A 22121-nucleotide genomic window follows, 5' to 3' on the forward strand; every position below is an offset into this window, starting at 1 on the left:
AATGCTACGCAGAACTCTACTCGGCGGCGCCGCGCTGGCGCTTGGCCTCGCCTTCGGCGGCGGCGCCTTCGCCCAGGATCCGGTCAAGGCCTGTTTCATCTATGTCGGTCCGATCGGCGACGGCGGCTGGACGTTCCAGCACGAGCTCGGGCGTCAGGCGGTGGTCGAGAAGTTCGGCGACAAGGTCGAGACCGCCTATCAGGAGAGCGTCCCCGAGGGCGCCGACGCCGAGCGCGTGCTGACCCAGATGGCGCTTTCCGGCTGCGACATCATCTTCACCACCTCCTTCGGCTACATGGACGCGACCAACGCCGTCGCCGCCAAGTTCCCGAACGTGAAGTTCGAGCATGCCACCGGCTACAAGCGCGAGCATCCGAACGTTTCGACCTACAATGCGCGCTTCTACGAGGGGCGCGCGGTGATGGGGACGATCGCCGGCCTGATGACGAAATCGAACAAGATCGGGTATATCGGATCGTTCCCGATCCCCGAGGTGATCCAGGGCATCAATTCGACCTACGTGAACGCCAAGAAGGTGAACCCGGACGTGACCATCTCGGTCGTCTGGGCCTACACCTGGTTCGATCCGGCGAAGGAAGCCGATGCCGCGAAGGCGCTGATCGAGCAGGGCGTCGATGTGATCCTCCAGCATACGGATTCCACCGCCGTTCTGGCCGAGGCTGCCAAGACCCCCGGCGTCATCGGCTTCGGTCAGGCCTCCGACATGGCGGAATACAAGCCGAGCCCGCGGGTGTCGGCGATCGTCGACAACTGGGCGCCATACTATATCGAGCGCATTCAGGCTCTCATCGACGGCACTTATGAACAGAAGGACACCTGGGCCGGGATCGGCGGTGGCGAGGTCGGCATCGGCGAGATCACCGAGGCCGTGCCCGCCGACGTGAAGGCCAAAGCCGAGGCGGTCCGCGACAGCATCGGCGCGGGCACGCTGCACCCCTTCACCGGCCCGCTGAACAAGCAGGACGGCTCCGTCTGGCTCGCCGAGGGCGAAACCCCGGACGACGGCGTGCTGGCCGGCATGGATTTCTATGTCGAGGGCATCACCGGCAAAATTCCGAACTGACGTTTCCGGAGGCGGCGCCCGCCGCCCTGCCCAAGGCGTGTCCCCGGTCTTGAACCGGGGACCACGTCCGACACGCCGCGCTCACCCGAGCTGGAGCCGTCCCGAGCCGGTGAAGCCGAAGCGACCAGTGCCCGATTTTCGCGAGATCGCCGCGGCCGCCGGGTTTCGCCCGGTTGGACAGCCCATTCCGTCCGTCGAATTTCCGCTCCAGCATTTTGATTTTCAGCAATATCTCGATCATCGAACGATTCCGTCCGGTTGGATATTGTTCTAGGCTCGCACGATCTCGGACCCAGGACCATCCATGCGCGCCGCCGTCTGCCGGGCCTTCGGCCAACCGCTCACCATCGAGGATATCCATCTCGCTCCGCCGGGGCCGTTTCGGATCGCCGTCGCGTTGTCCGCCTGCGCGATCTGCCATTCCGACATCGCCTATGCCGAAGGCGCCTGGGGGGGCGCGTTGCCGGCGATCTATGGCCACGAGGCCGCCGGCAGAGTCACCGCCCTCGGTCCGGGGGCGCGCGGCTTCGCCGTCGGCGATCCGGTGCTTGTCACCTTGATCCGCGCCTGCGGGGCCTGCCCGGCCTGCGCGGGCGGCGCGCCGACCTCCTGCGCCCACGCCTGGGACGTGGCGCCGAGCCCGCTGAGCGACGCGGCCGGCGCGCCGCTCGCGCAGGGCATGAATACCGCCGCCTTCGCCGAGGCGGTGGTCGTCGACGCCAGCCAGTGCGTGAAGCTGCCCGTCGACATGCCGCTCGACCTCGCCGCGCTGCTCGCCTGCGGCGTCATCACCGGGGTCGGCGCCGTGCTCAACACCGCGCGCATGCGCCCCGGTGCCCGGGTCGCTGTGATCGGCGTCGGCGGCGTCGGCTTGAACGCGATCCAGGGCGCGGCGCTGGGCGGCGCGGCGCGGATATTCGCGGTGGACGCGCTGCCGGAGAAGCTCGCGGCGGCGCGGGTCTTCGGCGCCACCGACGGGCTGGTCGCCGGGCCCGAGCTCGCGTCCCGGATCCGCGCCCTGACGGCGGGGCAGGGGGTCGATTTCGTCTTCGTCACCGTCGGCGCGCCGCGAGCCTTCGCCGAGGCGCCGGCGCTGCTCGCCCCTGGCGGCGCCGTGGTGCTGGTCGGGTTGCCGCCCACCGGCACCAGCGTCGGTTACGACCCGACGTCGCTCGCCGCGATGAACCAGAGCCTGCTCGGCTCGCGCATGGGCCAGACCGTGCTCGCCCGCGACATCCCCTGGCTCATCACCCAGTATCGCGCCGGCCGCCTGAAGCTCGCGGAACTGGTCACCGGCCGCTTCCCGCTCGAGCGGATCAACGAGGCGATCGCCGCCACCAAGTCCGGCGCCGCGCTCCGCAACATCGTCACGTTCGACGCGCCGCGATGAAGCTCGCCGGTCTCGACATTCTCGTCGTCGGCAATCCGCCGCCCGGCTTCGGCGGCCGCTATTTCATCTTCGTCAAGCTGACCACCGCCTGCGGTATCGTTGGCTGGGGCGAGGTCTACGCCGCCACCGTCGGTCCCGACGCGATGCGCGCGGTGATCGCCGACGTCTTCGCCCGCCACATGGAAGGCGAAAGCCCCGAGAATATCGAGCTCATGTTCCGCCGCGCCTATTCCTCGGGCTTCACCCAGCGCGCGGACCCGACGGTGATGGGGGCGTTTTCCGGATTGGAGATCGCCTGCTGGGACATTCTCGGCAAGGCGCGTGACCGGCCGGTCCACGCGCTGTGGGGCGGGCGCGTCCGGGACCGGTTGCGCGCCTATACCTACCTCTATCCCGAGCCGGGCGAGGATCCGGCGACCTTCTACAGCGATCCGGACGCCTCGGCCGCCCGCGCCGCGCGCATGGTGCGCGAAGGCTTCACGGCGGTGAAGTTCGACCCGGCCGGCGCCTATACCATCCGGGGCGGGCACCAGCCCTCGATTCCCGACCTCGACCGATCCGAGGCGTTCTGCAAGCGCATCCGCGAGGCGGTCGGCGACCGGGCCGACCTGCTGTTCGGTACCCACGGCCAGTTCACCCCCGCCGGGGCGATCCGCCTCGCCCGGCGGATCGCCCGCTATGACCCGCTCTGGTTCGAGGAGCCGATCCCCCCCGACCTGCCGCTCGATCTCGCCAGAGTCGCGGCGCAATCGCCGGTCCCGATCGCGGCCGGCGAGCGCCTGACCACGGCGGGGGAATTCGCCACCCTGCTGCGCGCCGGCGGCGTCTCGATCCTGCAGCCGAGCCTCGGTCGGGTCGGCGGCCTGCTTCAGGCGCGCAAGGTCGCGATCCTGGCCGAAGGCTTCGGCGCCCAGATCGCCCCGCATCTCTACGCCGGCCCCATCGCCTGGGCGGCGGCGATCCAGCTCGCCCTGTCGATCCCGAATTTCCTGATCCTCGAGAGCATCGGCTCCGGCGCCGGCTTCCACGCCGACCTGCTCACCCGCCGCGTGACCTTCGAGGACGGTTATGTCCTGCCGCCCGATGCTCCGGGGCTGGGGGTGGAGATCGACGAGGCCGTCGCCCGCGCGCACCCCTGGACCGGCGACCGGCTGCATCTGGAGATGAGCAGCGACCCGCCCGACCCGCGCGGCGGCGCACCCTTCGCCGGCGGCTGAGCCGGCACGCGGGATTGTGAAGCGCGGTTCACTGCCCGGCCTGACCGGATATGTGCTAGACTCCACCGGTCCACGTATTTTCCGGACGCCATTCACCTTGGGAAATGAAATGTCAGAAAAACATATTGGAACCTGCTTCTGCGGCGCGGTCGAGATCGAGACCACCGGCGCTCCCGAAGCCATGGGCTATTGCCATTGCGCGTCCTGCCGCTCGTGGTCGGCGGCGCCGGTCAATGCCTTCACCTTGTGGAAGCCCGAAAACGTAACCGTGACCAAGGGGGCCGACCTGCTCGGCGCCTATATGAAGACCGAGCTGACGAACCGGATGTTCTGCGTCAAATGCGGTGGGCACGTGATGGCCGAGCATCCGACCTTCGGCCTGAAGGACGTCTATGCCGCCACCATTCCAAGCCTCGCCTTCGCACCCATGCTGCACGTGAACTACGCGGAAACCGTGCTGCCGATGAAGGACGGTCTGCCGAAGATGAAGGATTTCCCGGCGGAACTCGGCGGCTCCGGCGAAACCCTGCCCGAATAGACCGGCCGGGGGCGGGCGGTTGGTTCGCGGCTATTCCGCGGGCTCCAGTGGCCGCCCCCGCGCGGAGATTTCCTCCCAGGCCCGGTTGATCGCCGCCAGTCGCGTGTTGGCGAGGTTCACCGTCTCGGGCGGCAGTCCCCGCGCGATCATCATGTCAGGATGGTTCTCCCGCACCAACTCGCGCCAGCGCGCCTTGATCGCCCCGATCTCGGCGTCTCGCGGCATGCCGAGCACGTGCCACGGATCGGGAGCCTGTCCGGACACGTGCCGCGCCTCGATGCAGGCGAAGGCGCGGGGCGTGATGCCGAAGATTTCCGCCACCCGCCCGAGGAACCCGGCTTCGTCCTCGTGATAGCCGCCGTCGGCCATCGCGATGTGGAACAATCCCTCGAGGATGTCCTCCAGCACCTGCCTCCGGTCCTGGAACATGCCGGCGATCCGCGCGGCGTAGGCGTCGAATCCCGCCACGTCCTGCCGCGCGAGATTGAATACCCGCGCCGCCGCCGCCTCGTCCTCGGGCGCGATCTGGAACACCCGGCGCAGCGCGGCCACCTCCACCGGCTTCACGCGGCCGTCCGCCTTCGCCATCTTGGCGCCGAGGCTGATCACCGCGATGGTGAAGGCGACGCTGTGCTCCGGCGCGGTCGGCCGACGTTCGAACAGCGCCAGCAGGCTGTCGCCCTTGGCGATGATCGCCGCCAGAACATCGGTGACACGGGTCCAGATCGACATGGGGGCGGACCTTAGCAGGCCCGGCGGGCTCGCGCAGCAGGCGATTTGTCGCCTTCCTCCTCTCCCGGGCCACCCCTTGCGTCGCTTCGCGCCCCATGCCTCAGTGCGCGCGAGACACGGGGGGAGGTGCGAGCATATGGCCGGCTGGGATTTCTGGATCGACCGCGGCGGCACCTTCACCGACATCGTCGCCCGCGACCCGGAAGGCGCGCTCCACCGGACAAAGCTCCTGTCGGAAAACCCGGAGCAATACGCCGACGCCGCGCTGCACGGCATCCGGGGTTTTCTCGGCCTCACGCCGGACGCCGCCATTCCCGCCGCGACCGTCTCCAGCGTCAAGATGGGCACGACCGTCGCCACCAACGCGCTGCTCGAACGCAAGGGCGAGCCGCTGGTCCTCGTCACCACGCGCGGCCTCGGTCAGCAACTCCGCCTCGCCTATCAGAACCGCCCGCGGCTCTTCGATCGGCGGATCGTCCTGCCCGAGATGCTCCAGGCCTGTGTCATCGAGGCCGAGGAACGGGTCCGCGCCGACGGGACGGTGGAAATCCCGCTCGACGAGGCGCATCTCGCCGCGGCGCTGGCCGAGGCGCGGGTCGCCGGGCTCGACGCCTGTGCCATCGTCTTCGTTCACGGCTATCGCCACCGCGCGCACGAGGCCCGGGCGGCGGCGCTGGCCCGCGCGGCGGGTTTCGCCCAGATCTCGGTCAGCCACGAGGTCAGCCCGCTGATGAAGATGGTTCGCCGCGGCGATACCACCGTGGTCGATGCCTACCTGACGCCGATCCTGCGCCGCTACATCGACCGGGTGGCGGCGGCCTTCGACGGTGACATGACCGGCAAGCTGCTCTTCATGCAATCCTCGGGCGGGCTGACCGACGCCACGCGCTTTCAGGGCAAGGACGCGATTCTTTCAGGCCCGGCGGGCGGCGTCGTCGGCGCGGCGCGGGTCAGCGAGATCGCCGGCTTTCGCCGGATGATCGGTTTCGACATGGGCGGCACCTCGACCGACGTCTGTCACTTCGCGGGCGGGTTCGAGCGGGTGCTCAATACCGAGGTCGCTGGCGTCCGGGTCACCGCGCCGATGATGATGATCCATACCGTGGCGGCGGGCGGCGGCTCGCTCCTCACCTATGACGGCGCCCGGATGCGGGTCGGTCCGGAAAGCGCGGGGGCCAATCCCGGGCCCGCCGCCTATGGGCGCGGCGGTCCGCTGGCCGTGACCGATGCGAACCTGCTGACCGGACGGCTGCGCCCGGACTATTTTCCGGCGATCTTCGGCCCGGACGCCGACCGCCCACTCGACGCCGAAGCCACCCGCGCCGGCTTCCAGCGCCTCGCCGCCGAGATCGGCAAGAGCCCGGAAGAGACCGCCGAGGGCTTCCTGCGCATCGCAACCGAGAATATGGCGAATGCGATCAAGACCATCTCGGTGCAGCGCGGCTATGATGTCTCGGGCTACTGCCTGACCGTCTTCGGTGGCGCGGGGGCGCAACATGCCTGCGCCATCGCCGACACGCTCGGCATGACCACCTGCCTCATCCATCCGATGGCCTCGCTGCTCTCGGCCTATGGCATGGGCCTCGCCGACATCCGCGCCAGCCGCGCCGAGGCGATGGAAGCGCCGTTCGACGCCGAAAACCGTCTCGCCGCCGCCGCCCGGCTCGATACGCTCGGCGTCGCCGCCCTGACCGAGGTCGAAAGCCAGGGCGTGCCGGAAGCGGCGATCCGCCTCATCCAGACCTTGCGGCTCAAGACGCGGGGCACCGACACGGCGCTCCCCATCGCCTTCGCCCGGCTCGGCGAAATGGCCGCCGCCTTCCAGACCGCGCACCGCGGCCGCTTCGGCTTCGATCCCGGCGACATGCCCCTCGTCATCGAGAGCCTGGAGGTCGAGGCGATCGGCGCGGCCGCGGATCTGACCGAACGCGAATACACCGCGACCGAACGGGCCGAGGACGCCTATCCCGCCGCCGAGGCGCCGGTGTTCCTTGGCGGCGCGTGGATGCCGGCGCGCTTCGTCCGATGCGAGGATCTGGCCCCCGGCGACCGCGTCACCGGCCCCGCCGTGCTGGTCGAGCCGCATACCTCGATCCTGATCGAGCCCGGATGGCGCGCGGAGATCACCAGCCATGGTCACACCATCCTCCGCCGCGTCGAAGCGCTCGGCCGCGCCCACGCCATCGGCACCGCGGCCGATCCGGTAATGCTCGAGGTCTTCAACAATCTGTACATGTCGATCGCCGAGCAGATGGGCGCGGTGCTGGAGAACACCGCCGCCAGCGTCACCATCAAGGAGCGGCTCGATTTTTCCTGCGCGGTCTTCGACGCGGCCGGCGATCTCATCGCCAATGCGCCGCATATGCCGGTGCATCTCGGGTCGATGGGCGCCAGCGTGAAGGCGATCATCGTCCAGAATCCGGAGATGCGGCCGGGCGACGTCTTCGTGCTGAACGCGCCCTACAACGGCGGCACGCATCTGCCTGACATGACGGTGGTGGCTCCGGTCTGGGACGATGCCGGGCGAGAACCGTTGTTCTTCACCGCCGCCCGCGGCCATCATACCGACGTTGGTGGTCTCACGCCCGGATCGATGCCGCCGGACAGCCGGGTGATCCATGACGAGGGCGCCTATATCGACAACTGGATGCTGGTCGAGGCCGGTCGGTTCCGCGAGGCCGAGACCCGCGCGCTCCTGCTCGCCGGCCCGCATCCGGCCCGCGCGCCCGACATCAACATCGCCGATCTCAAGGCGCAGGTCGCCGCCTGCGAGAAGGGCGCGCGGGAGTTGCGGCGCATGGTCGCGAGCTTCGGCCTGCCCGTGGTTCAGGCCTATATGGCCCATGTCCAGGACAATGCCGAGGAATGCGTCCGTCGTGCCATCGAGGCGCTGGGCGACGCCGAATATGTCTATCCGATGGATCCCGATTTCGACGGCAATCCGCGCGAGATAAGGGTGCGGGTCACCGTCGACCGCGCCCGCCGCGCGGCGACCATCGATTTCACCGGCACCACGGCGGAACTCGCCACCAACTACAACGCGCCGGAGCCGGTGACGCGCGCGGCGGTGCTCTATGTCTTCCGCTGCCTCGTCGACGATGCGATCCCGATGAACGAAGGGGTGATGAAGCCGCTCAAGGTCATCCTTCCGGCCGGTACCATGCTGTCGCCACGCTATCCGGCCGCTGTCATCGCGGGCAATGTCGAGACCAGCCAGGCCGTGACCTCGGCGCTCTTTCTCGCGCTGGGCGCGCAGGCGGCGGCGCAGTCAACCATGAACAACACCACCTGGGGCAATGACCGCTATCAGTACTACGAGACGATCTGTGGCGGGACCGGCGCCGGGCGACTGTCGGATGGCACGGGCTACGCGGGGACAAGCGGAGTGCATTCCCACATGACCAACTCGCGGCTGACCGATCCCGAAGTGCTGGAATGGCGCTTTCCGGTGGTGCTCGACGAATTCAGCATCCGCGAAGGGTCCGGCGGCGCGGGCGCCTTCGCAGGAGGGGACGGCGTGACGCGCCGTGTCCGCTTTCTCGAACCAATGACCGTTGCCATCCTCGCCGGCCACCGGGTCGTGCCGCCGCCGGGCCTCGAGGGCGGCGCGCCGGGTGGCCTTGGCAGCGCCCGGATCCTTCGCGCCGACGGAAGCGAGGAGACGCTCGCCTCCGCCGACCGTCGCGAAGTCGGCGCCGGCGATGTCTATTGCCTCGAGACGCCCGGCGGTGGCGGCTTCGGCCCGGCGCCGGTGTGACCGCGGGTTTGCCGCTCGCCCGCCCCATGCTATCGTCGCCCGAAACAACCGGGGGACCTCGAGGAATGCGCATCCTGACACTCGCGGCGCTGGTGGCCGCCGTCGCGTCGCCGAGCGTCGCCCAGTCGCTCCTGCCTGGCGAGACACTGAGCACCATCGAGGTCCGTCCGATCAGCGCGCCGAATCCGGTGCTCGGCGCCGACGACCGCCAGCATCTCGCCTATGAGCTGCTGGTGGTCAATCCGAGCCGATTCTTCGTCACGCTCGACAGGATCGAGGCGACGGATTCCGCCGGCGCCGTCCTCGGGACGCTGGAGGGCGACGCGCTCGCCGCGGTCAGCATTCTCTGGTCGGGCGAGAAGGCGACGCTGCCGCCCGGCGGATCGGTCGCCGTGCTCCTCGACGTCACGTTCCCCGCCGACGCGACCCTGCCCGACCGGGTGATGAGCCGGGTCAGCGCCACCCGCCAGTCCGCCGGGCCGGACGGCAAGCCGGCGCCCTGGCCGGCGAACGCGCCGTTCCCGGCCAGCTTCGTCTTCACCGGCGCCGAAACCCCCGTGGGCGCGCCGGCCGTGGTGGTCGCGCCCCCGTTGCGCGGCGACGGCTGGGCCGCGATCAACGGCTGCTGCGACACGATCACGTCGCACCGCGGCGCCCTGATCCCGGTGGACGGCCGGTTGCGCGTGCCCGAGCGTTTTGCCATCGACTGGGTAAAGCTCGACGAGAACGGCCAGATCTTCACCGGTGACGGCTCCAGACTCGAGGATTTTGCCTATTTCGGCGCCGAGATCCTGTCCGCGACCGACGGAACCGTGGTGAACACCTATGACGAGGCCGACGAGCAAGTCCCGAACCAGCCGGCGACCGGAATCACGCCGGAGAATATCGGCGGCAACATGGTCGTCGTCGATATCGGCGGCGGCGCCTTTGCCTTCTACGCGCATCTGCAACGCGGCAGCCAGAAGGTGAAGCTCGGCGACAAGGTCACCACCGGCCAGGTGCTCGGCCTGCTGGGCAATACCGGCAACAGCACCGCCCCGCATCTGCATTTTCACGTGATGGACAGTCCTTCGCCGCTCGATGCCAACGGGCTTCCTTACGTCTTTACCCGCTTCACCAGCCGCGGCTTTCTCACCAGCGACGACGCGCTGGAGCGTGGCGTCGCGGCCGAGATCGACCCACGTCTCGCCGGAACCCATGAAAACCAGCTGCCGCTCGACAATGAGGTGGTCGGCTTCGACTGATCCGGAGGTTCTCCATGTCCGACAAGCCGGCGGTGTCCATCGCCTATTGCACCCGCTGCAACTGGCTGCTGCGGGCGTCCTGGATGGCGCAGGAGCTGCTCTCGACCTTCGCGGACGAGCTCGGTTCGGTCACGCTGGTCCCGGGCACCAACGCGGTCTTCGAGATCCATGTCGGTCCCGACCTCGTCTGGGAGCGCAAGCGCGACGGCGGCTTTCCCGACATCCGCGACCTGAAGCAACTGATCCGCGACCGGGTGAATCCGGACCGCGACCTCGGCCATATCGATCATCGGGTCGCGACTACGCAAGAGGATAACACGTAGATTTTATCAATCCAAAGATGTAATTCGGATAGTCCCTCGGTTTCATTTGACAGCCATTGAATGCCTCCGCATCTTTGGAATTATTGATTCCTTAGAGTTCTTTCATCGGTCGGGGGGATTTCATGGCCAAGACGTTTCCGTATGTCCTTCGGGATGGGGATGGCTATCGCTGGCAGTTCAACTACTACGGGCAGATCGTATCCGGCCAGAGAGATGAATTCTCGACCGGCGCGGTGAGCGGCTATATCTACGAACAGACGCCGGTTGTTTCGCTGAAAGGCCGGCAACTTACCTATGGGCCTTCCTTTTCAGGCGATATACGGCAATCCCGCAAGGTATATGTCTCTGATGATGACGGTTTCGTCCGCTATCTCGAAATTTTCAAGAACACCGGCTCGCAAGCCATCACCAAGTCGGTTTCGATATCCTCATATCTGAATTCCTACGGTCCCGATGTCATCCGCACCTCCAGCGGCGACGATAGCTTTTCGGTCGATGACCAGTGGCTGGTGCGTGACAAGAAAGGCGATGGCGACGCGGCGGCGACCTTCGTCATCCAGGGTGGCCAAGGCGACGCGCCGACATCGGTCAGCCAGTCCTACAGCTCGGTGAACTACGGCTTCGATCTCGACCTGCGGCCGGGCGAGACCAAGATCGTGATGCATTTTCTGGCGCTCGATGGCTCGATCGCGCGATCTGTTGCGACAGCGAAGGATCTGGCGGCGCTCAAAGGCGACGCGCTGCACGGCTTGAGCAAGGCCGAGCTGAACGCGATCGTCAATTTCACCCCCGGCGCGAAGCTGATCTACCGAGGCACGGACGGCGACGACGTGCTGACCGGCAAACGCTACGACGAGACATTTCTCGCGCGCGGGGGCGATGACCGGGTTCAAGGCAACGCCGGGGACGACCGGATTTCCGGCGACAGCGGCGAGGATACGCTCCGGGGCGGCGATGGTGCCGACCGGATCAGTGGCGGCCTCGGCGATGATCGCATGTATGGGGACAAGGGCGACGACGTCATAACCGGTGACGTCTCCCCCGTGACCACCTACGCCTCGACCCGCATCCCCTCCACGCGCGAGCGCATCGCGGTCAGCCTCACCCTGCCCGACGCGGCGAATGGGTCGGCGGTCGAGGCGGGCGGTTTCGTCTCGCGCACGCCGGTCACCTCCAACGCCTTCAACGTCGCCTTCGTCATCGACGTGTCAGGCAGCACGAGCAGCGGTTTCCGCGGGGCCGTCGATGTTGGAGATGTCAACGGCGACGGACGCGCCAACACGATTCTCGACGCGGAGATCGCCGGGTTCGAGGCCTTGCTGAAGGGGCTCCAGTCGCAGGTTGGCGCGGAGAACCTCAATATCGGCCTCGTCACCTTCGACACCGACGCCCGAACCAATTTCGTCGGCAGCCCGGCGACCGATCGCGACGGCGATGGTGGATCCGACGTCGTGGAGGCGCTGCGCGCACTGAAACCTCTGAACGGCACGAACTTCGAGGCTGGCCTGCAGCAAGCCTCGAAGTTCTTTCGCAACGCCGGCTCGGGCCAAAACCTGGTTTTCTTCTTGTCGGATGGTGCTAACAACTATAGTGAGGACACCTTCCGCGACGAAGTCGCCTGGCTGCGGTCCAAGGCCGGAGGCGACGCGACGATCCGGTCGTTCGGCGTCGGTCAATACGCCTCGAAACCGCAGTTGGATTTGGTGGACGACAGTCGCGCCAATGATTCCGTCGATATCGTGCTCGATCCATCCGATCTCTCCAAGGTGCTCATCGACCCCGGTATCGACCGGGCGGACGTGCTGGAGGTCCAGCTCTATGTGAATGGCAAGCTCGCCAAGACGATCGACAGCACGGATCTGAAGGAGACGCCGCTCGGCCTCAGTTTCGCCTATGGCTCGCTGCTCTCCGGGCTTCGTCCCGGCAAGCCCGATACGATCACCGCCAAGCTGATCGCGAGCGACGCCGATGGCACGACTATCTCGACGCGCCAGGTCGTCGAGGTGCTGAAGGGGGGCGAGGGCGACGATCGGGCCTACGGCGGCGCCGGCAGCGACCTGATCCGGGGCGGAGGTGGCGACGACTTCCTCTTCGGCGACGCCGGCGCCGACGCGCTCTATGGCGAAGCGGGACGCGACAGGCTGGAGGGCGGCGCCAACGCTGATGTTCTTGCCGGCGGCTCCGGCGACGACCGCCTGCTCGGCGGCGCCGGTCAAGACCGTCTGAGCGGCGGACTGGGCGAGGATGTGCTGCTCGGCGGCGGTGGCAAGGACGTCTTCCTGTTCGACACGGCGCCGGCCAAGGGCAACGCGGACCAGATCGCGGATTTCACCCGCGGCCCCGACAAGATTTGGCTGGATGGCGATGTCTTCGGGCTCGGCGATGGCGGCCGGCTCGCCAGCGACGTCTTCCAGTCCGGCGCGCGCGCCACAAACGCCGATGCGCGGATACTTTACAATCCCAGCAATGGCGCCCTGATCTTCGATCCGGATGGTGACGGGTCCGCCGCCGCGGTTCGGTTCGCGACGCTGGATGATGGTCTCGCACTGACGGCGCGGGACTTTCTGATCATCTAGTGGATTGATCGGATCAAAGGAGTCCGAATTGGGATTCCGCATTTCGTTGCGACGTGCGAGTCTGTGACATGCGCAGCGGCATCTCCTTCACCGTATCCTCCCGCGATGGTCAGCGATCGCAGGCGATCGTCGCGGCCCCCACGAGCCAGCAGAAGCACGTCTGGCGGGCGAGGATCATTCTTCTGAGCGGTGCGGGCCTGGGCACCTCGGCGATCATGGCCGCGACCGGCAAGTCGAAGACCTGCGTCTGGCGCTGGCAGGAGCGGTTCATGCAGGCTGGCGTCGAAGGTTTGCTTCGCGACGGGTCGCGCCCGCCCGGCAAGGCGCCGGTCCCACCGGAGCGTGTCGCCGAGATCGTCCGGCTGACGCAGCAACCGCCGCCGCACGAGGCGACCCACTGGACGTTGCGGGCGATGGCGAAGGTCGCCGGCGTCGCGGCCTCGACGGTACAGGCGATCTGGAAGTCCCACGGCCTCAGCCCGCACCGCTGGCGGCACTTCAAGCTCTCGAACGACCCGGCCTTCGCGGAGAAACTCACCGACATCGTCGGGCTTTACGTCGATCCGCCGGCCCATGCGGTGGTGCTCTCGGTCGACGAGAAGTCGCAGATCCAGGCGCTCGACCGCACCCAGCCCGGCCTGCCGATGAAGAAGGGCCGGCTCGGCACCATGACCCACGACTACAAGCGGCACGGCACCACCACGCTCTTCGCCGCGCTCAATGTCCTCGACGGCACCGTCATCGGCCAGAACATGCAGCGCCACCGCCACCAGGAGTTCATCCGCTTCCTCAACCGCATCGAGCGCGAGGTGCCCGCGGGCAAGGCGATCCACGTGATCCTCGACAACTACGCCGCGCACAAGAAGGACAAGGTCCGCGCCTGGCTCGCCCGCCACCCGCGCTTCACCTTCCACTTCACGCCGACATCCTGCTCTTGGCTCAACGCTGTCGAGGGCTTCTTCGCCAAGCTCGCCCGGCGCAGGCTCAGGCACGGCATCTTCCATTCCCTCGTCGATCTCCAGGCCGCCATCAACCGCTTCGTCAGCGAGTACAATGCCGACAGCCCGCACCCCTTCATCTGGAAAGCCGATCCCGATGACATCATCGCCGCACGAAACCGTGGGTTCCAAACGTTGGAATCAATCCACTAGGACGGTCCCCTACGGGGCGGCGGATCGGGACGACTGCCGCGATCATTTCCGTTCCCGCATCGATGAATTTCGAAACCGATGGGTTTCGATATCGTGACGAGGCCTTATGTTGCAGGGCAGCGATCACCGAAGGACGCATGACATGAACCAGATCACCCCGATCAATTCCCGCGAAGCCGAGTTCGACGTCGACCGGATCTTTCTCGACCGTTGGTCGCCGCGGGCTTTTTCCGAGGAGGCGGTCGGCGAGCAGGAGCTGCTGACCATTCTCGACGCCGCGCACTGGGCGCCGTCCGCCTTCAATGCCCAGCCATGGCGGTTTGTCTATGCGCGCCGGGGCGATGCCAGCTGGGAGCAGGTGCTGGGGGTGTTGAACGAGTTCAACCAGAGCTGGGCCCGGAGCGCGGGGGCGCTGGTCGTCATCGTCTCGAAGACGCACAATGTCGCGCCGGGCGCGGCCGAGGCGACCCCGATCTATAGCCATTCCTTCGACGCCGGCGCCGCCTGGGCGCAGCTGGCGTTGCAGGCGAGCCTGCTCGGCCTGCATGCGCATGCCATGACCGGGCTGAATTTCGCAACGGCCAACGCGGCGCTCGGCATTCCCGAGGGCTATCGTGTCGAGGCCGCCGTTGCCATCGGCCGGCTCGGTGACAAGGAGAAGCTGCCGGAATCCCTGCGCGGCCGCGAGACGCCGAGCCCGCGCCGCCCGCTGTCCGAAGTCGCCTTCCACGGCGGGTTCGAAGCGTAGGAGCGTCCCGCTCCGAGGCGTTCGCCCCGACTCATACGAACGCCTGGTTGACTCGATCCCTTTTCCCGAAAGGCACCTCGGCCCGGATCAGGCGACAGTCCAGTGGACTGTCGCCCCGGGACGTTGGCCTTCGACCAGTCGAAGGCCAAGAGGTCATCCGATTTATCCGCACGCCCGAAATCAGGCCGCGCCTGCCTGGGCTGGCGCGGTACGCGCCTGCCGGGGGCAGGCAGTCGCGGCCTGATTTGTGTACCCCAAATCAGGCAAGAAACAGCAAGGCCACCCCCGCGCGGATCAACCGGCGATCGTATCACTCAAGGGATTTCAGACGTGGCCGCCGCGGGCGATGGCGGCGACGCCGGTGCGGGCGACCTCGATGACGCCGAGCGGGCGCATCAGCTCGATGAAGGCGTCCACCTTCTCCGGCGCGCCCGTGATCTCGAACACGAAGCTTTCGAGCGTCGTGTCCACCACCCGGGCGCGGAACACGTCGGCCAGCCGCATCGCCTCGACGCGCCTGTCGCCGGTTCCCGCCACCTTGATCAGCGCGAGTTCGCGCGCCACCGACGGGCCCTCGACGGTCAGGTCGTTCACCTGATGAACCGGCACCAGCCGCCCGAGCTGGGCCTTGATCTGTTCGATCACCGCCGGGGTGCCGGTGGTGACGATGGTGATGCGCGAGACGTGGCCGGCATGGTCGGTCTCGGCCACCGTCAGGCTGTCGATATTGTAGCCGCGGCCGGAAAACAGGCCGATGACGCGGGCGAGCACGCCCGCCTCGTTATCGACCAGCACGGCCAGCGTGTGCCGTTCATGCGTGTCGCCGAGCGGGTTCTTGAGGTCATAGGCGCTGTGGCTGACGGCGCTTTTCTTGATATGCAGGGCGTTCATGCCTGATTTCTCCGAAATTTCGGGCGATTTGGCTCCGGGCGTCGCGCTCGCGTCACACCAGAACCGCGCCGCCGGCGCTGATCGCGCCCTGGGTCGCATCCTCGCCCATCAGCATTTCGTTGTGGGCCTTGCCGCTCGGGATCATCGGGAAGCAGTTCTCGTGCTTCTCGACGAGACAGTCGAAGAGCACCGGCCCCGGATAGTCGAGCATCTCATTGATCGCCGCGTCGAGATCGGCGGGGTCCGAGCAGCGGATGCCCCTGGCGCCGAAGGCCTCGGCGAGCTTGACGAAATCCGGCAGCGAGTCCGACCAGGAGGCCGAGTAGCGCTCGCCATGCAGCAGTTCCTGCCACTGGCGGACCATGCCGAGCCGCTCGTTGTTCAGGATGAACTGCTTGACGGGCAGGCGGAACTGCATCGCCGTGCCCATTTCCTGCATGTTCATCAGCCAGCTCGCTTCGCCCGCGACATTGATGACGAGCGAATCCGGGTGGGCGATCTGCACCCCGATCGAGGAGGGGAAGCCGTAGCCCATCGTGCCGAGGCCGCCGGAGGTCATCCAGCGGTTCGGCTCCTCGAAACCGAGATATTGCGCGGCCCACATCTGATGCTGGCCGACCTCGGTGGTGATGTAGCGATCGCGGTCGCGTGTCAGCGCCTCGAGCCGCTGGAGCGCGTATTGCGGCTTGATGACCTGGTCCGAGTTGCGGAAGCCGAGGCAGTTCCGTCCCCGCCAGAGCGCGATCTGCTTCCACCATTTCGCGACCGCCGCCGAGTTGGTCCTCGCGCCGCGCTCCTGCCACAGCGCCAGCATGTCGTCGAGCACCGAGGCGACGTCGCCGACGATCGGAACATGGACATGGATGTTCTTGTTGATCGAGGAGGGGTCGATATCGACATGCACCTTGAAGCTGTGCGGGCTGAAGGCATCGACGCGGCCGGTGATCCGGTCGTCGAACCGCGCGCCGACGCAGAGCATGAAGTCGCAATCATGCATCGCCCAGTTGGCCTCGTAGGTGCCGTGCATGCCGAGCATGCCGAGCCAGGCCGGGCCGCTGGCGGGATAGGCGCCGAGGCCCATCAGGGTCGAGGTGATCGGAAAGCCGGTCCGCGCCGTCAGGTCGCGCAGCAGGCGGCAAGCCTCCGGGCCGGAATTCACCACGCCGCCGCCGGTATAGAGGATCGGCCGCTCGGCCTTCTCCAGCGCCTCGACGGCGGCGAGAATGGCCTCGGCGTCGCCTTTGGTGCGCGGGCTGTAGCGCGAGACGCGGCCCTCGCCCGGCGCGGCATAGGCGGCGGTCGCGAACTGGACGTCCTTCGGGATATCGACCAGCACCGGGCCGGGACGGCCGTGCGTCGCGACATGGAACGCCTGATGGATGGTCGAGGCGAGATCGGCCGTGTCCTTGACCAGCCAGCTGTGCTTGGTGCAGGGGCGGGTGATGCCGATCGTGTCGGCCTCCTGGAAGGCGTCGTTGCCGATCATGAAGGTCGGAACCTGGCCGCTCAGCACGATCATCGGGATCGAATCCATCAGCGCGTCGGTCAGGCCGGTGACCGAATTGGTGGCGCCGGGGCCGGAGGTGACGAGGACGACGCCCGGTCGGCCGGTCGAGCGGGCATAGCCCTCGGCGGCGTGGGTCGCCGCCTGTTCGTGGCGGACGAGGATGTGGCGGATGTCGTTCTGCTGGAACAGTTCGTCATAGATCGGGAGCACCGCGCCGCCGGGATAGCCGAATACCGTATCCACCCCCTGATCGCGCAGGGCCTGGATGACGATCTGTGCGCCGGTCATGTGGCGGGTCATGTGTCTCTCCGTCTGTCTTCCGGGCCGCCGGCCCAGGATCCTCTCGCCGTCCAAAAAAAAGACCCCCGAAGGGGTCACAGGCGCGTTGCCCGGGGGCTCCTTACCGGTCCCCGGGGTCGCGCCTCGCCGTTAGCCGTACGTATTGCATCATACAAGCCTCCCAAGGCGGGTAATAGGCGGAGACCCGTCGCCGGTCAACCGGATATTCCGCCGAAAATTACCCGAGACAGCAGATTTCCGGTCTTTTGTTTCGCACTGCGCGGCCTGCGCGCATCTTCCGCGAAGCCGCCTGCGCGGAGGCGCGAATCCATCGCGCGAGGCTTCGCCGCCGCGCTCCGCCCGTCTCGGCCGGGAACGGCTGGAGCAATGTCTTGACCACCGGACGATTCCGTCTGGTTGGATATCGCTCTAGATGATGAGGTTGGTAATGACCGCGTCGTCGGTGATGTCGAGATAGGTGAGGCCGGCGGCGTCCATCCGGGCGTAGAGCGCGTCGAAATCGCCCCGGTCGCGGGTCTCGATGCCGATCAGCACCGAGCCGAAGTTGCGCGCCGACTTCTTCAGATATTCAAAGCGCGTGATATCGTCGTTCGGCCCGAGCAGGGACAGGAATTCGCGCAACGCGCCGGGCCGCTGCGGCAGGCGCAGGATGAAGTATTTCTTGCGGCCTTCCCAGCGCAGCGTGCGTTCCTTGACGTCCGGCAGCCGCTCGAAATCGAAATTGCCGCCCGAAACCACGGCGACGACGACGCGGCCGGCCAGCGGCAGATCCCGCAGCGCGTCGACCGACAGCGCGCCGGCCGGTTCGAGCACCATGCCCTCGATATTCAGCATTTCCATCATGGTGCCGCAGAGCCGGTCTTCCGGCGGGGTCAGCACCTGGCTCGGGTCGAAGATTCGAAGCCGCGCGAAATTGAGGTCGCCGATGCGCGCCACCGCGGCGCCGTCGACGAAATTGTCGACATGCGAGAGGGTCACCAGATGGCCGGCCTCCAGCGCCCGCTTGAGGCTGGCGCCGCCGAGCGGCTCGACGAAGCGGAAGCCGGTGGCGGGTGACAGCTCGGCGAAGACCTGGGTCATGCCGGTGGCGAGGCCGCCGCCGCCGACCGGCATGACGAGCAGATCCGCCACCGTCCCGGCCGGCAGTTGCTCCAGGATCTCGAGCGCGCAGGTCGCCTGGCCCTCGATCACGTCCTCGGAGTCGAACGGTGGCAGGAACAGCGCGCCGGCCTCGGCGCAGAAGGCCTGGGCGGCGGCGAGGGTCTCGTCGAAATAGTCTCCGACGAGGCGGATCTCGACCGCCGCGCCGCCGAAATGCCGCGTCTTGTCGATCTTCTGGCCCGGCGTCGTCACCGGCATGAAGATCACGCCCTCGGTGCCGAAATGGCGGCAGGCATAGGCCATGCCCTGGGCGTGGTTGCCGGCCGAGGCGCAGACGAATCGGCGCTGCCCGGGGTCGCGCGCCAGCGCCTTGCGCATCGCATTGGAGGCGCCCCGGATCTTGTAGGAGCGCACCGGGCTCAGATCCTCGCGCTTCAGCCAGATCTCGGCGCCGTATTTCGTGGAGAGATAGTCGTTCCGTTGCAGAGGCGTCGGCTCGAAGATGTCGCGGAGCGCCGCCTCGGCCGCGCGCGTGCCCGCGAGAAACGATCCGTTCGGCAGGGGCGGCGTTTCGATCTTGTCCATCGCCGCCCGCTAGCACGCACGGGCCCGATTTGCCAGCGGGTCGCCCCCGCGCGGCCGGAATGACCGGAGCCGGAATGACCGGAGGATGAGGGGAACGATCGGATAGGCTTTGTTAACCGACTTCCGTCAGGTACTTGTTCTCCTGGGGCGGGCCGTTCACGACGGCGCGCCGGTGAATGGCGGCAAGAGGATCAGACTGGTGCGCATCACTCCCGTTCTCCTGTGCGGCGGCTCCGGCACGCGGCTCTGGCCACTTTCCCGCAAGAGCTATCCGAAGCAGTTCTCGCGCCTCGTCGGCGACGAGAGCCTGTTCCAGGCCTCGGCGCGGCGGCTTTCGGGCGCGCGGGCGGGCCTCGCCTTCGACGCGCCGATGGTGCTGACCAACGCCGATTTCCGCTTCATCGTCACCGAACAGCTGACCGAGGCCGGCATCGATCCGGGGCCGATCCTGATCGAGCCCGCGGGACGCAACACCGGTCCCGCCGTGCTCGCCGCCGCGCTCTGGCTGCTGCGCTCCGATCCGGACGCGATCATGCTCGTCGCACCGTCCGATCACGTGGTGCCGGACACCGACGCCTTCTGCGCGGCGGTGGCGAACGGCCTGCCGGCGGTCGCCGCCGGCGATCTCGTCACCTTCGGCATCGCCCCGACCCGGGCCGAGACCGGCTACGGCTATCTGGAGCAGGCGGCGGCGCCGGACGGTTCCGGCCAGCCGGTTCCGCTCCGCCGCTTCGTCGAGAAGCCCGACGCGGCGGCGGCGGCCGAGATGCTGGCGGCTGGCAACTATCTCTGGAACGCCGGGATCTTCCTGTTCTCGGCGCGGGCGATCGTGGCGGCCTTCCAGGCGCACGCGCCCGAGCTCATCACGCCGGTCACCGCCGCGCTCGACGCGGCGAAGACCGACCTCGGCTTCCTGCGGCTCGCACCCGAGCCGTGGGGCAGGGCGCCGGACATCTCGATCGACTACGCGGTGATGGAGAAGGCGGGGAACCTCGCCGTCGTACCCTTCGCGGGGGGCTGGTCCGATCTCGGCGGTTGGGATGCCGTCTGGCGCGAGACGGGACCGGACGTCTCCGGCGTGGTGACGAGCGGCGCGGCGACCGCGATCGATTGTCGCGACACGCTGCTGCGCTCGGAATCACCGGCGCTGCAGGTCGTGGGCATCGGGCTCGACAACATCCTCGTCGTCGCCATGCCCGACGCGGTGCTGATCGCCGATCTCGCGCGCGCCCAGGATGTGAAGCTCGCGGTTTCCGCGCTGCGCAAGACCGGCGCCAAGCAGGCCGAGACCTTTCCCCGCGACCACCGGCCCTGGGGCTGGTTCGAGAGCCTGGTGATCGGCGACCGCTTTCAGGTGAAGCGCATCGTGGTCCATCCCGGCGCCGCCCTGTCCCTGCAGAGCCACGTCCACCGGGCCGAGCACTGGATCGTGGTCGAGGGCACGGCGAAGGTCACCGTCGACAAGGACGTGCGCCTCGTGAGCGAGAACCAGTCGGTCTACATCCCGCTCGGCGCCATCCACCGGATGGAAAACCCCGGCAAGGTGCCGATGGTCCTGATCGAAGTGCAGACCGGCAGCTATTTGGGCGAGGACGACATCGTGCGCTATGAGGACGTCTACGCGCGAAGCTGAACCGGCTCGCCCCGGCGTCGGCCGGGGCGCGGCGCGGCGCGAGCCTGGCTTGTCAGGGGCCGGGCGATCGCATCATGGGGCGCGGAACCCGCCGCGAAGAAAATTGGGGCTACGGTGATTTTCGGGGTTGCAAGCACCCCGGTCGCCCCCTAAATAGCCCTCCACCGGCGCCGAGGGGACCAACACAGTCTCTGGCGCGGGACGGAAATCGGTAAGAACGGGGCGGGACGCGTCAAGTAAAAGACGCAGACGGCTTCGTTTCGACGATCGCTCTTTGAAATTATGATTTGATGAAGGGATATGTGGGCGGTTTGGTTTCGTTTTCGACGAGTCGGACCTGCTGCATATCTGCCCGTTAGGGTTTGGCCTTGAGAGAGGTTTTGCTCGATGACGCGGGAGTCAGCTTCACTGTTTGTCGGGGTTCTGGTTCTAAGGACTGGAGCACGATGAACGGATGACGTTTACTTTCGGTCCTTGATTGGATCGGAGGATGTGCAGAGGTTCGCTGTCAAGAACGGCTGTTCTGGGATATTCGGGAGGGGCTCATCGGGCACCCGGGATTTCAGGGTTTTGTCGTTTCAACTTGAGAGTTTGATCCTGGCTCAGAACGAACGCTGGCGGCAGGCTTAACACATGCAAGTCGAGCGGGCACTTTCGGGTGTCAGCGGCGGACGGGTTAGTAACGCGTGGGAACGTGCCCTCTTCTACGGAATAGCCTCGGGAAACTGAGATTAATACCGTATACGTCCCGAAAGGGAGAAAGATTTATCGGAGGAGGATCGGCCCGCGTTGGATTAGGTAGTTGGTGGGGTAATGGCCTACCAAGCCGACGATCCATAGCTGGTTTGAGAGGATGATCAGCCACACTGGGACTGAGACACGGCCCAGACTCCTACGGGAGGCAGCAGTGGGGAATCTTGGACAATGGGGGCAACCCTGATCCAGCGACGCCGCGTGGGTGACGAAGGCCTTCGGGTTGTAAAGCCCTTTTGTCGGGGACGATGATGACGGTACCCGGCGAACAAGCACCGGCTAACTCCGTGCCAGCAGCCGCGGTAAGACGGAGGGTGCTAGCGTTGTTCGGAATTACTGGGCGTAAAGGGCGCGTAGGCGGCCAGATCAGTCGGGTGTGAAAGCCCGGGGCTCAACCCCGGAACGGCACCCGAGACGGTCAGGCTGGAGACCGGGAGAGGAGGGTGGAATAGCCAGTGTAGAGGTGAAATTCGTAGATATTGGCTGGAACACCGGTGGCGAAAGCGGCTCTCTGGCCCGGTTCTGACGCTGAGGCGCGAAAGCGTGGGGAGCAAACAGGATTAGATACCCTGGTAGTCCACGCCCTAAACG

The 22121-nt window shown here is 67.1% G+C and carries 15 protein-coding genes and 1 rRNA gene; 12 read left to right on the forward strand and 4 right to left on the reverse strand.

Annotation, left to right across the window (positions count from 1 at the left end):
* The first annotated feature begins 1 nt into the window (after position 1).
* The 4 genes from Q0480_RS17765 (at position 2) to Q0480_RS17780 (ending at position 4229) form a co-directional block, all read left to right on the forward strand.
* Positions 2–1084 (forward strand): BMP family ABC transporter substrate-binding protein, encoded by a 1083-nt coding sequence (locus Q0480_RS17765; RefSeq protein ID WP_299135008.1) that lies wholly within the window; start codon positions 2–4, stop codon positions 1082–1084.
* A gap of 304 nt (positions 1085–1388) precedes the next feature.
* Positions 1389–2474: a zinc-binding dehydrogenase gene (locus Q0480_RS17770; RefSeq protein ID WP_299135010.1), complete on the forward strand. Its 1086-nt coding sequence runs from the start codon at positions 1389–1391 to the stop codon at positions 2472–2474.
* Positions 2471–3691, forward strand: coding sequence for a mandelate racemase/muconate lactonizing enzyme family protein (locus Q0480_RS17775; RefSeq protein ID WP_299135012.1), 1221 nt, complete (start codon positions 2471–2473; stop codon positions 3689–3691). Before Q0480_RS17770 ends, Q0480_RS17775 begins: the two co-directional genes overlap by 4 nt.
* A 109-nt stretch (positions 3692–3800) precedes the next feature.
* A complete protein-coding gene (locus tag Q0480_RS17780) occupies positions 3801–4229 on the forward strand; it encodes a GFA family protein (protein ID WP_299135014.1) in 429 nt (142 codons plus the stop codon).
* A gap of 30 nt (positions 4230–4259) precedes the next feature.
* On the opposite strand, the gene Q0480_RS17785 is transcribed toward Q0480_RS17780, so the two are convergent.
* Entirely contained in the window at positions 4260–4961 is a 702-nt protein-coding gene (locus Q0480_RS17785) for a molecular chaperone DjiA (protein ID WP_299135016.1), read from the reverse strand.
* Between the two features lie 136 nt (positions 4962–5097).
* Between Q0480_RS17785 and Q0480_RS17790 the strand changes: the two genes are divergently transcribed.
* The 6 genes from Q0480_RS17790 (at position 5098) to Q0480_RS17815 (ending at position 14760) form a co-directional block, all read left to right on the forward strand.
* Positions 5098–8718: a hydantoinase B/oxoprolinase family protein gene (locus Q0480_RS17790; protein ID WP_299135019.1), complete on the forward strand. Its 3621-nt coding sequence runs from the start codon at positions 5098–5100 to the stop codon at positions 8716–8718.
* Between the two features lie 65 nt (positions 8719–8783).
* Entirely contained in the window at positions 8784–9962 is a 1179-nt protein-coding gene (locus tag Q0480_RS17795) for a M23 family metallopeptidase (RefSeq protein WP_299135021.1), read from the forward strand.
* Positions 9963–9976: 14 nt separating this feature from the next.
* A complete protein-coding gene (locus Q0480_RS17800) occupies positions 9977–10285 on the forward strand; it encodes a SelT/SelW/SelH family protein (RefSeq protein ID WP_299135023.1) in 309 nt (102 codons plus the stop codon).
* Positions 10286–10407: 122 nt separating this feature from the next.
* Positions 10408–12861: a VWA domain-containing protein gene (locus Q0480_RS17805; RefSeq protein WP_299135025.1), complete on the forward strand. Its 2454-nt coding sequence runs from the start codon at positions 10408–10410 to the stop codon at positions 12859–12861.
* Positions 12862–12929: 68 nt separating this feature from the next.
* Positions 12930–14012, forward strand: coding sequence for an IS630 family transposase (locus tag Q0480_RS17810; protein ID WP_299135028.1), 1083 nt, complete (start codon positions 12930–12932; stop codon positions 14010–14012).
* Between the two features lie 142 nt (positions 14013–14154).
* A complete protein-coding gene (locus Q0480_RS17815; RefSeq protein WP_299135029.1) occupies positions 14155–14760 on the forward strand; it encodes a nitroreductase family protein in 606 nt (201 codons plus the stop codon).
* A 324-nt stretch (positions 14761–15084) separates the two neighbouring features.
* Here Q0480_RS17815 and ilvN read toward each other — a convergent pair whose 3' ends face one another.
* From ilvN to ilvA, 3 genes are all read right to left on the reverse strand, one after another.
* On the reverse strand, positions 15085–15651 hold the full coding sequence (gene ilvN / locus Q0480_RS17820; RefSeq protein WP_299135030.1) for an acetolactate synthase small subunit: 567 nt from the start codon (positions 15649–15651) through the stop codon (positions 15085–15087).
* Positions 15652–15703: 52 nt separating this feature from the next.
* Entirely contained in the window at positions 15704–17458 is a 1755-nt protein-coding gene (locus Q0480_RS17825) for an acetolactate synthase 3 large subunit (protein ID WP_299135032.1), read from the reverse strand.
* A gap of 408 nt (positions 17459–17866) precedes the next feature.
* Entirely contained in the window at positions 17867–19144 is a 1278-nt protein-coding gene (gene ilvA / locus Q0480_RS17830) for a threonine ammonia-lyase IlvA (RefSeq protein ID WP_299135034.1), read from the reverse strand.
* 199 nt (positions 19145–19343) lie between these two features.
* Between ilvA and Q0480_RS17835 the strand changes: the two genes are divergently transcribed.
* Together Q0480_RS17835 and Q0480_RS17840 are read left to right on the forward strand one after the other, a co-directional pair.
* Positions 19344–20777 carry a mannose-1-phosphate guanylyltransferase/mannose-6-phosphate isomerase gene (locus Q0480_RS17835; protein WP_299135036.1) on the forward strand — a complete coding sequence of 478 codons (1434 nt, stop codon included), beginning with the start codon at positions 19344–19346 and terminating at the stop codon, positions 20775–20777.
* 579 nt (positions 20778–21356) lie between these two features.
* Positions 21357–22121, forward strand: a 16S ribosomal RNA gene (locus tag Q0480_RS17840); the annotation flags it as partial.

The organism is uncultured Amaricoccus sp., from assembly GCF_937891315.1.
GTDB lineage: Bacteria > Pseudomonadota > Alphaproteobacteria > Rhodobacterales > Rhodobacteraceae > Amaricoccus.

Excerpts from the sequence above, each read along its gene's own strand:
- ilvN (WP_299135030.1), bottom strand. The coding sequence starts at position 15,651 with ATGAACGCCCTGCATATCAAGAAAAGCGCCGTCAGCCACAGCGCCTAT.
- ilvA (WP_299135034.1), bottom strand. The coding sequence starts at position 19,144 with ATGGACAAGATCGAAACGCCGCCCCTGCCGAACGGATCGTTTCTCGCG.
- Q0480_RS17780 (WP_299135014.1), top strand. The coding sequence starts at position 3,801 with ATGTCAGAAAAACATATTGGAACCTGCTTCTGCGGCGCGGTCGAGATC.
- Q0480_RS17825 (WP_299135032.1), bottom strand. The coding sequence starts at position 17,458 with ATGACCCGCCACATGACCGGCGCACAGATCGTCATCCAGGCCCTGCGC.
- Q0480_RS17785 (WP_299135016.1), bottom strand. The coding sequence starts at position 4,961 with ATGTCGATCTGGACCCGTGTCACCGATGTTCTGGCGGCGATCATCGCC.
- Q0480_RS17810 (WP_299135028.1), top strand. The coding sequence starts at position 12,930 with ATGCGCAGCGGCATCTCCTTCACCGTATCCTCCCGCGATGGTCAGCGA.
- Q0480_RS17765 (WP_299135008.1), top strand. The coding sequence starts at position 2 with ATGCTACGCAGAACTCTACTCGGCGGCGCCGCGCTGGCGCTTGGCCTC.
- Q0480_RS17815 (WP_299135029.1), top strand. The coding sequence starts at position 14,155 with ATGAACCAGATCACCCCGATCAATTCCCGCGAAGCCGAGTTCGACGTC.
- Q0480_RS17775 (WP_299135012.1), top strand. The coding sequence starts at position 2,471 with ATGAAGCTCGCCGGTCTCGACATTCTCGTCGTCGGCAATCCGCCGCCC.
- Q0480_RS17770 (WP_299135010.1), top strand. The coding sequence starts at position 1,389 with ATGCGCGCCGCCGTCTGCCGGGCCTTCGGCCAACCGCTCACCATCGAG.
- Q0480_RS17800 (WP_299135023.1), top strand. The coding sequence starts at position 9,977 with ATGTCCGACAAGCCGGCGGTGTCCATCGCCTATTGCACCCGCTGCAAC.
- Q0480_RS17795 (WP_299135021.1), top strand. The coding sequence starts at position 8,784 with ATGCGCATCCTGACACTCGCGGCGCTGGTGGCCGCCGTCGCGTCGCCG.
- Q0480_RS17805 (WP_299135025.1), top strand. The coding sequence starts at position 10,408 with ATGGCCAAGACGTTTCCGTATGTCCTTCGGGATGGGGATGGCTATCGC.
- Q0480_RS17790 (WP_299135019.1), top strand. The coding sequence starts at position 5,098 with ATGGCCGGCTGGGATTTCTGGATCGACCGCGGCGGCACCTTCACCGAC.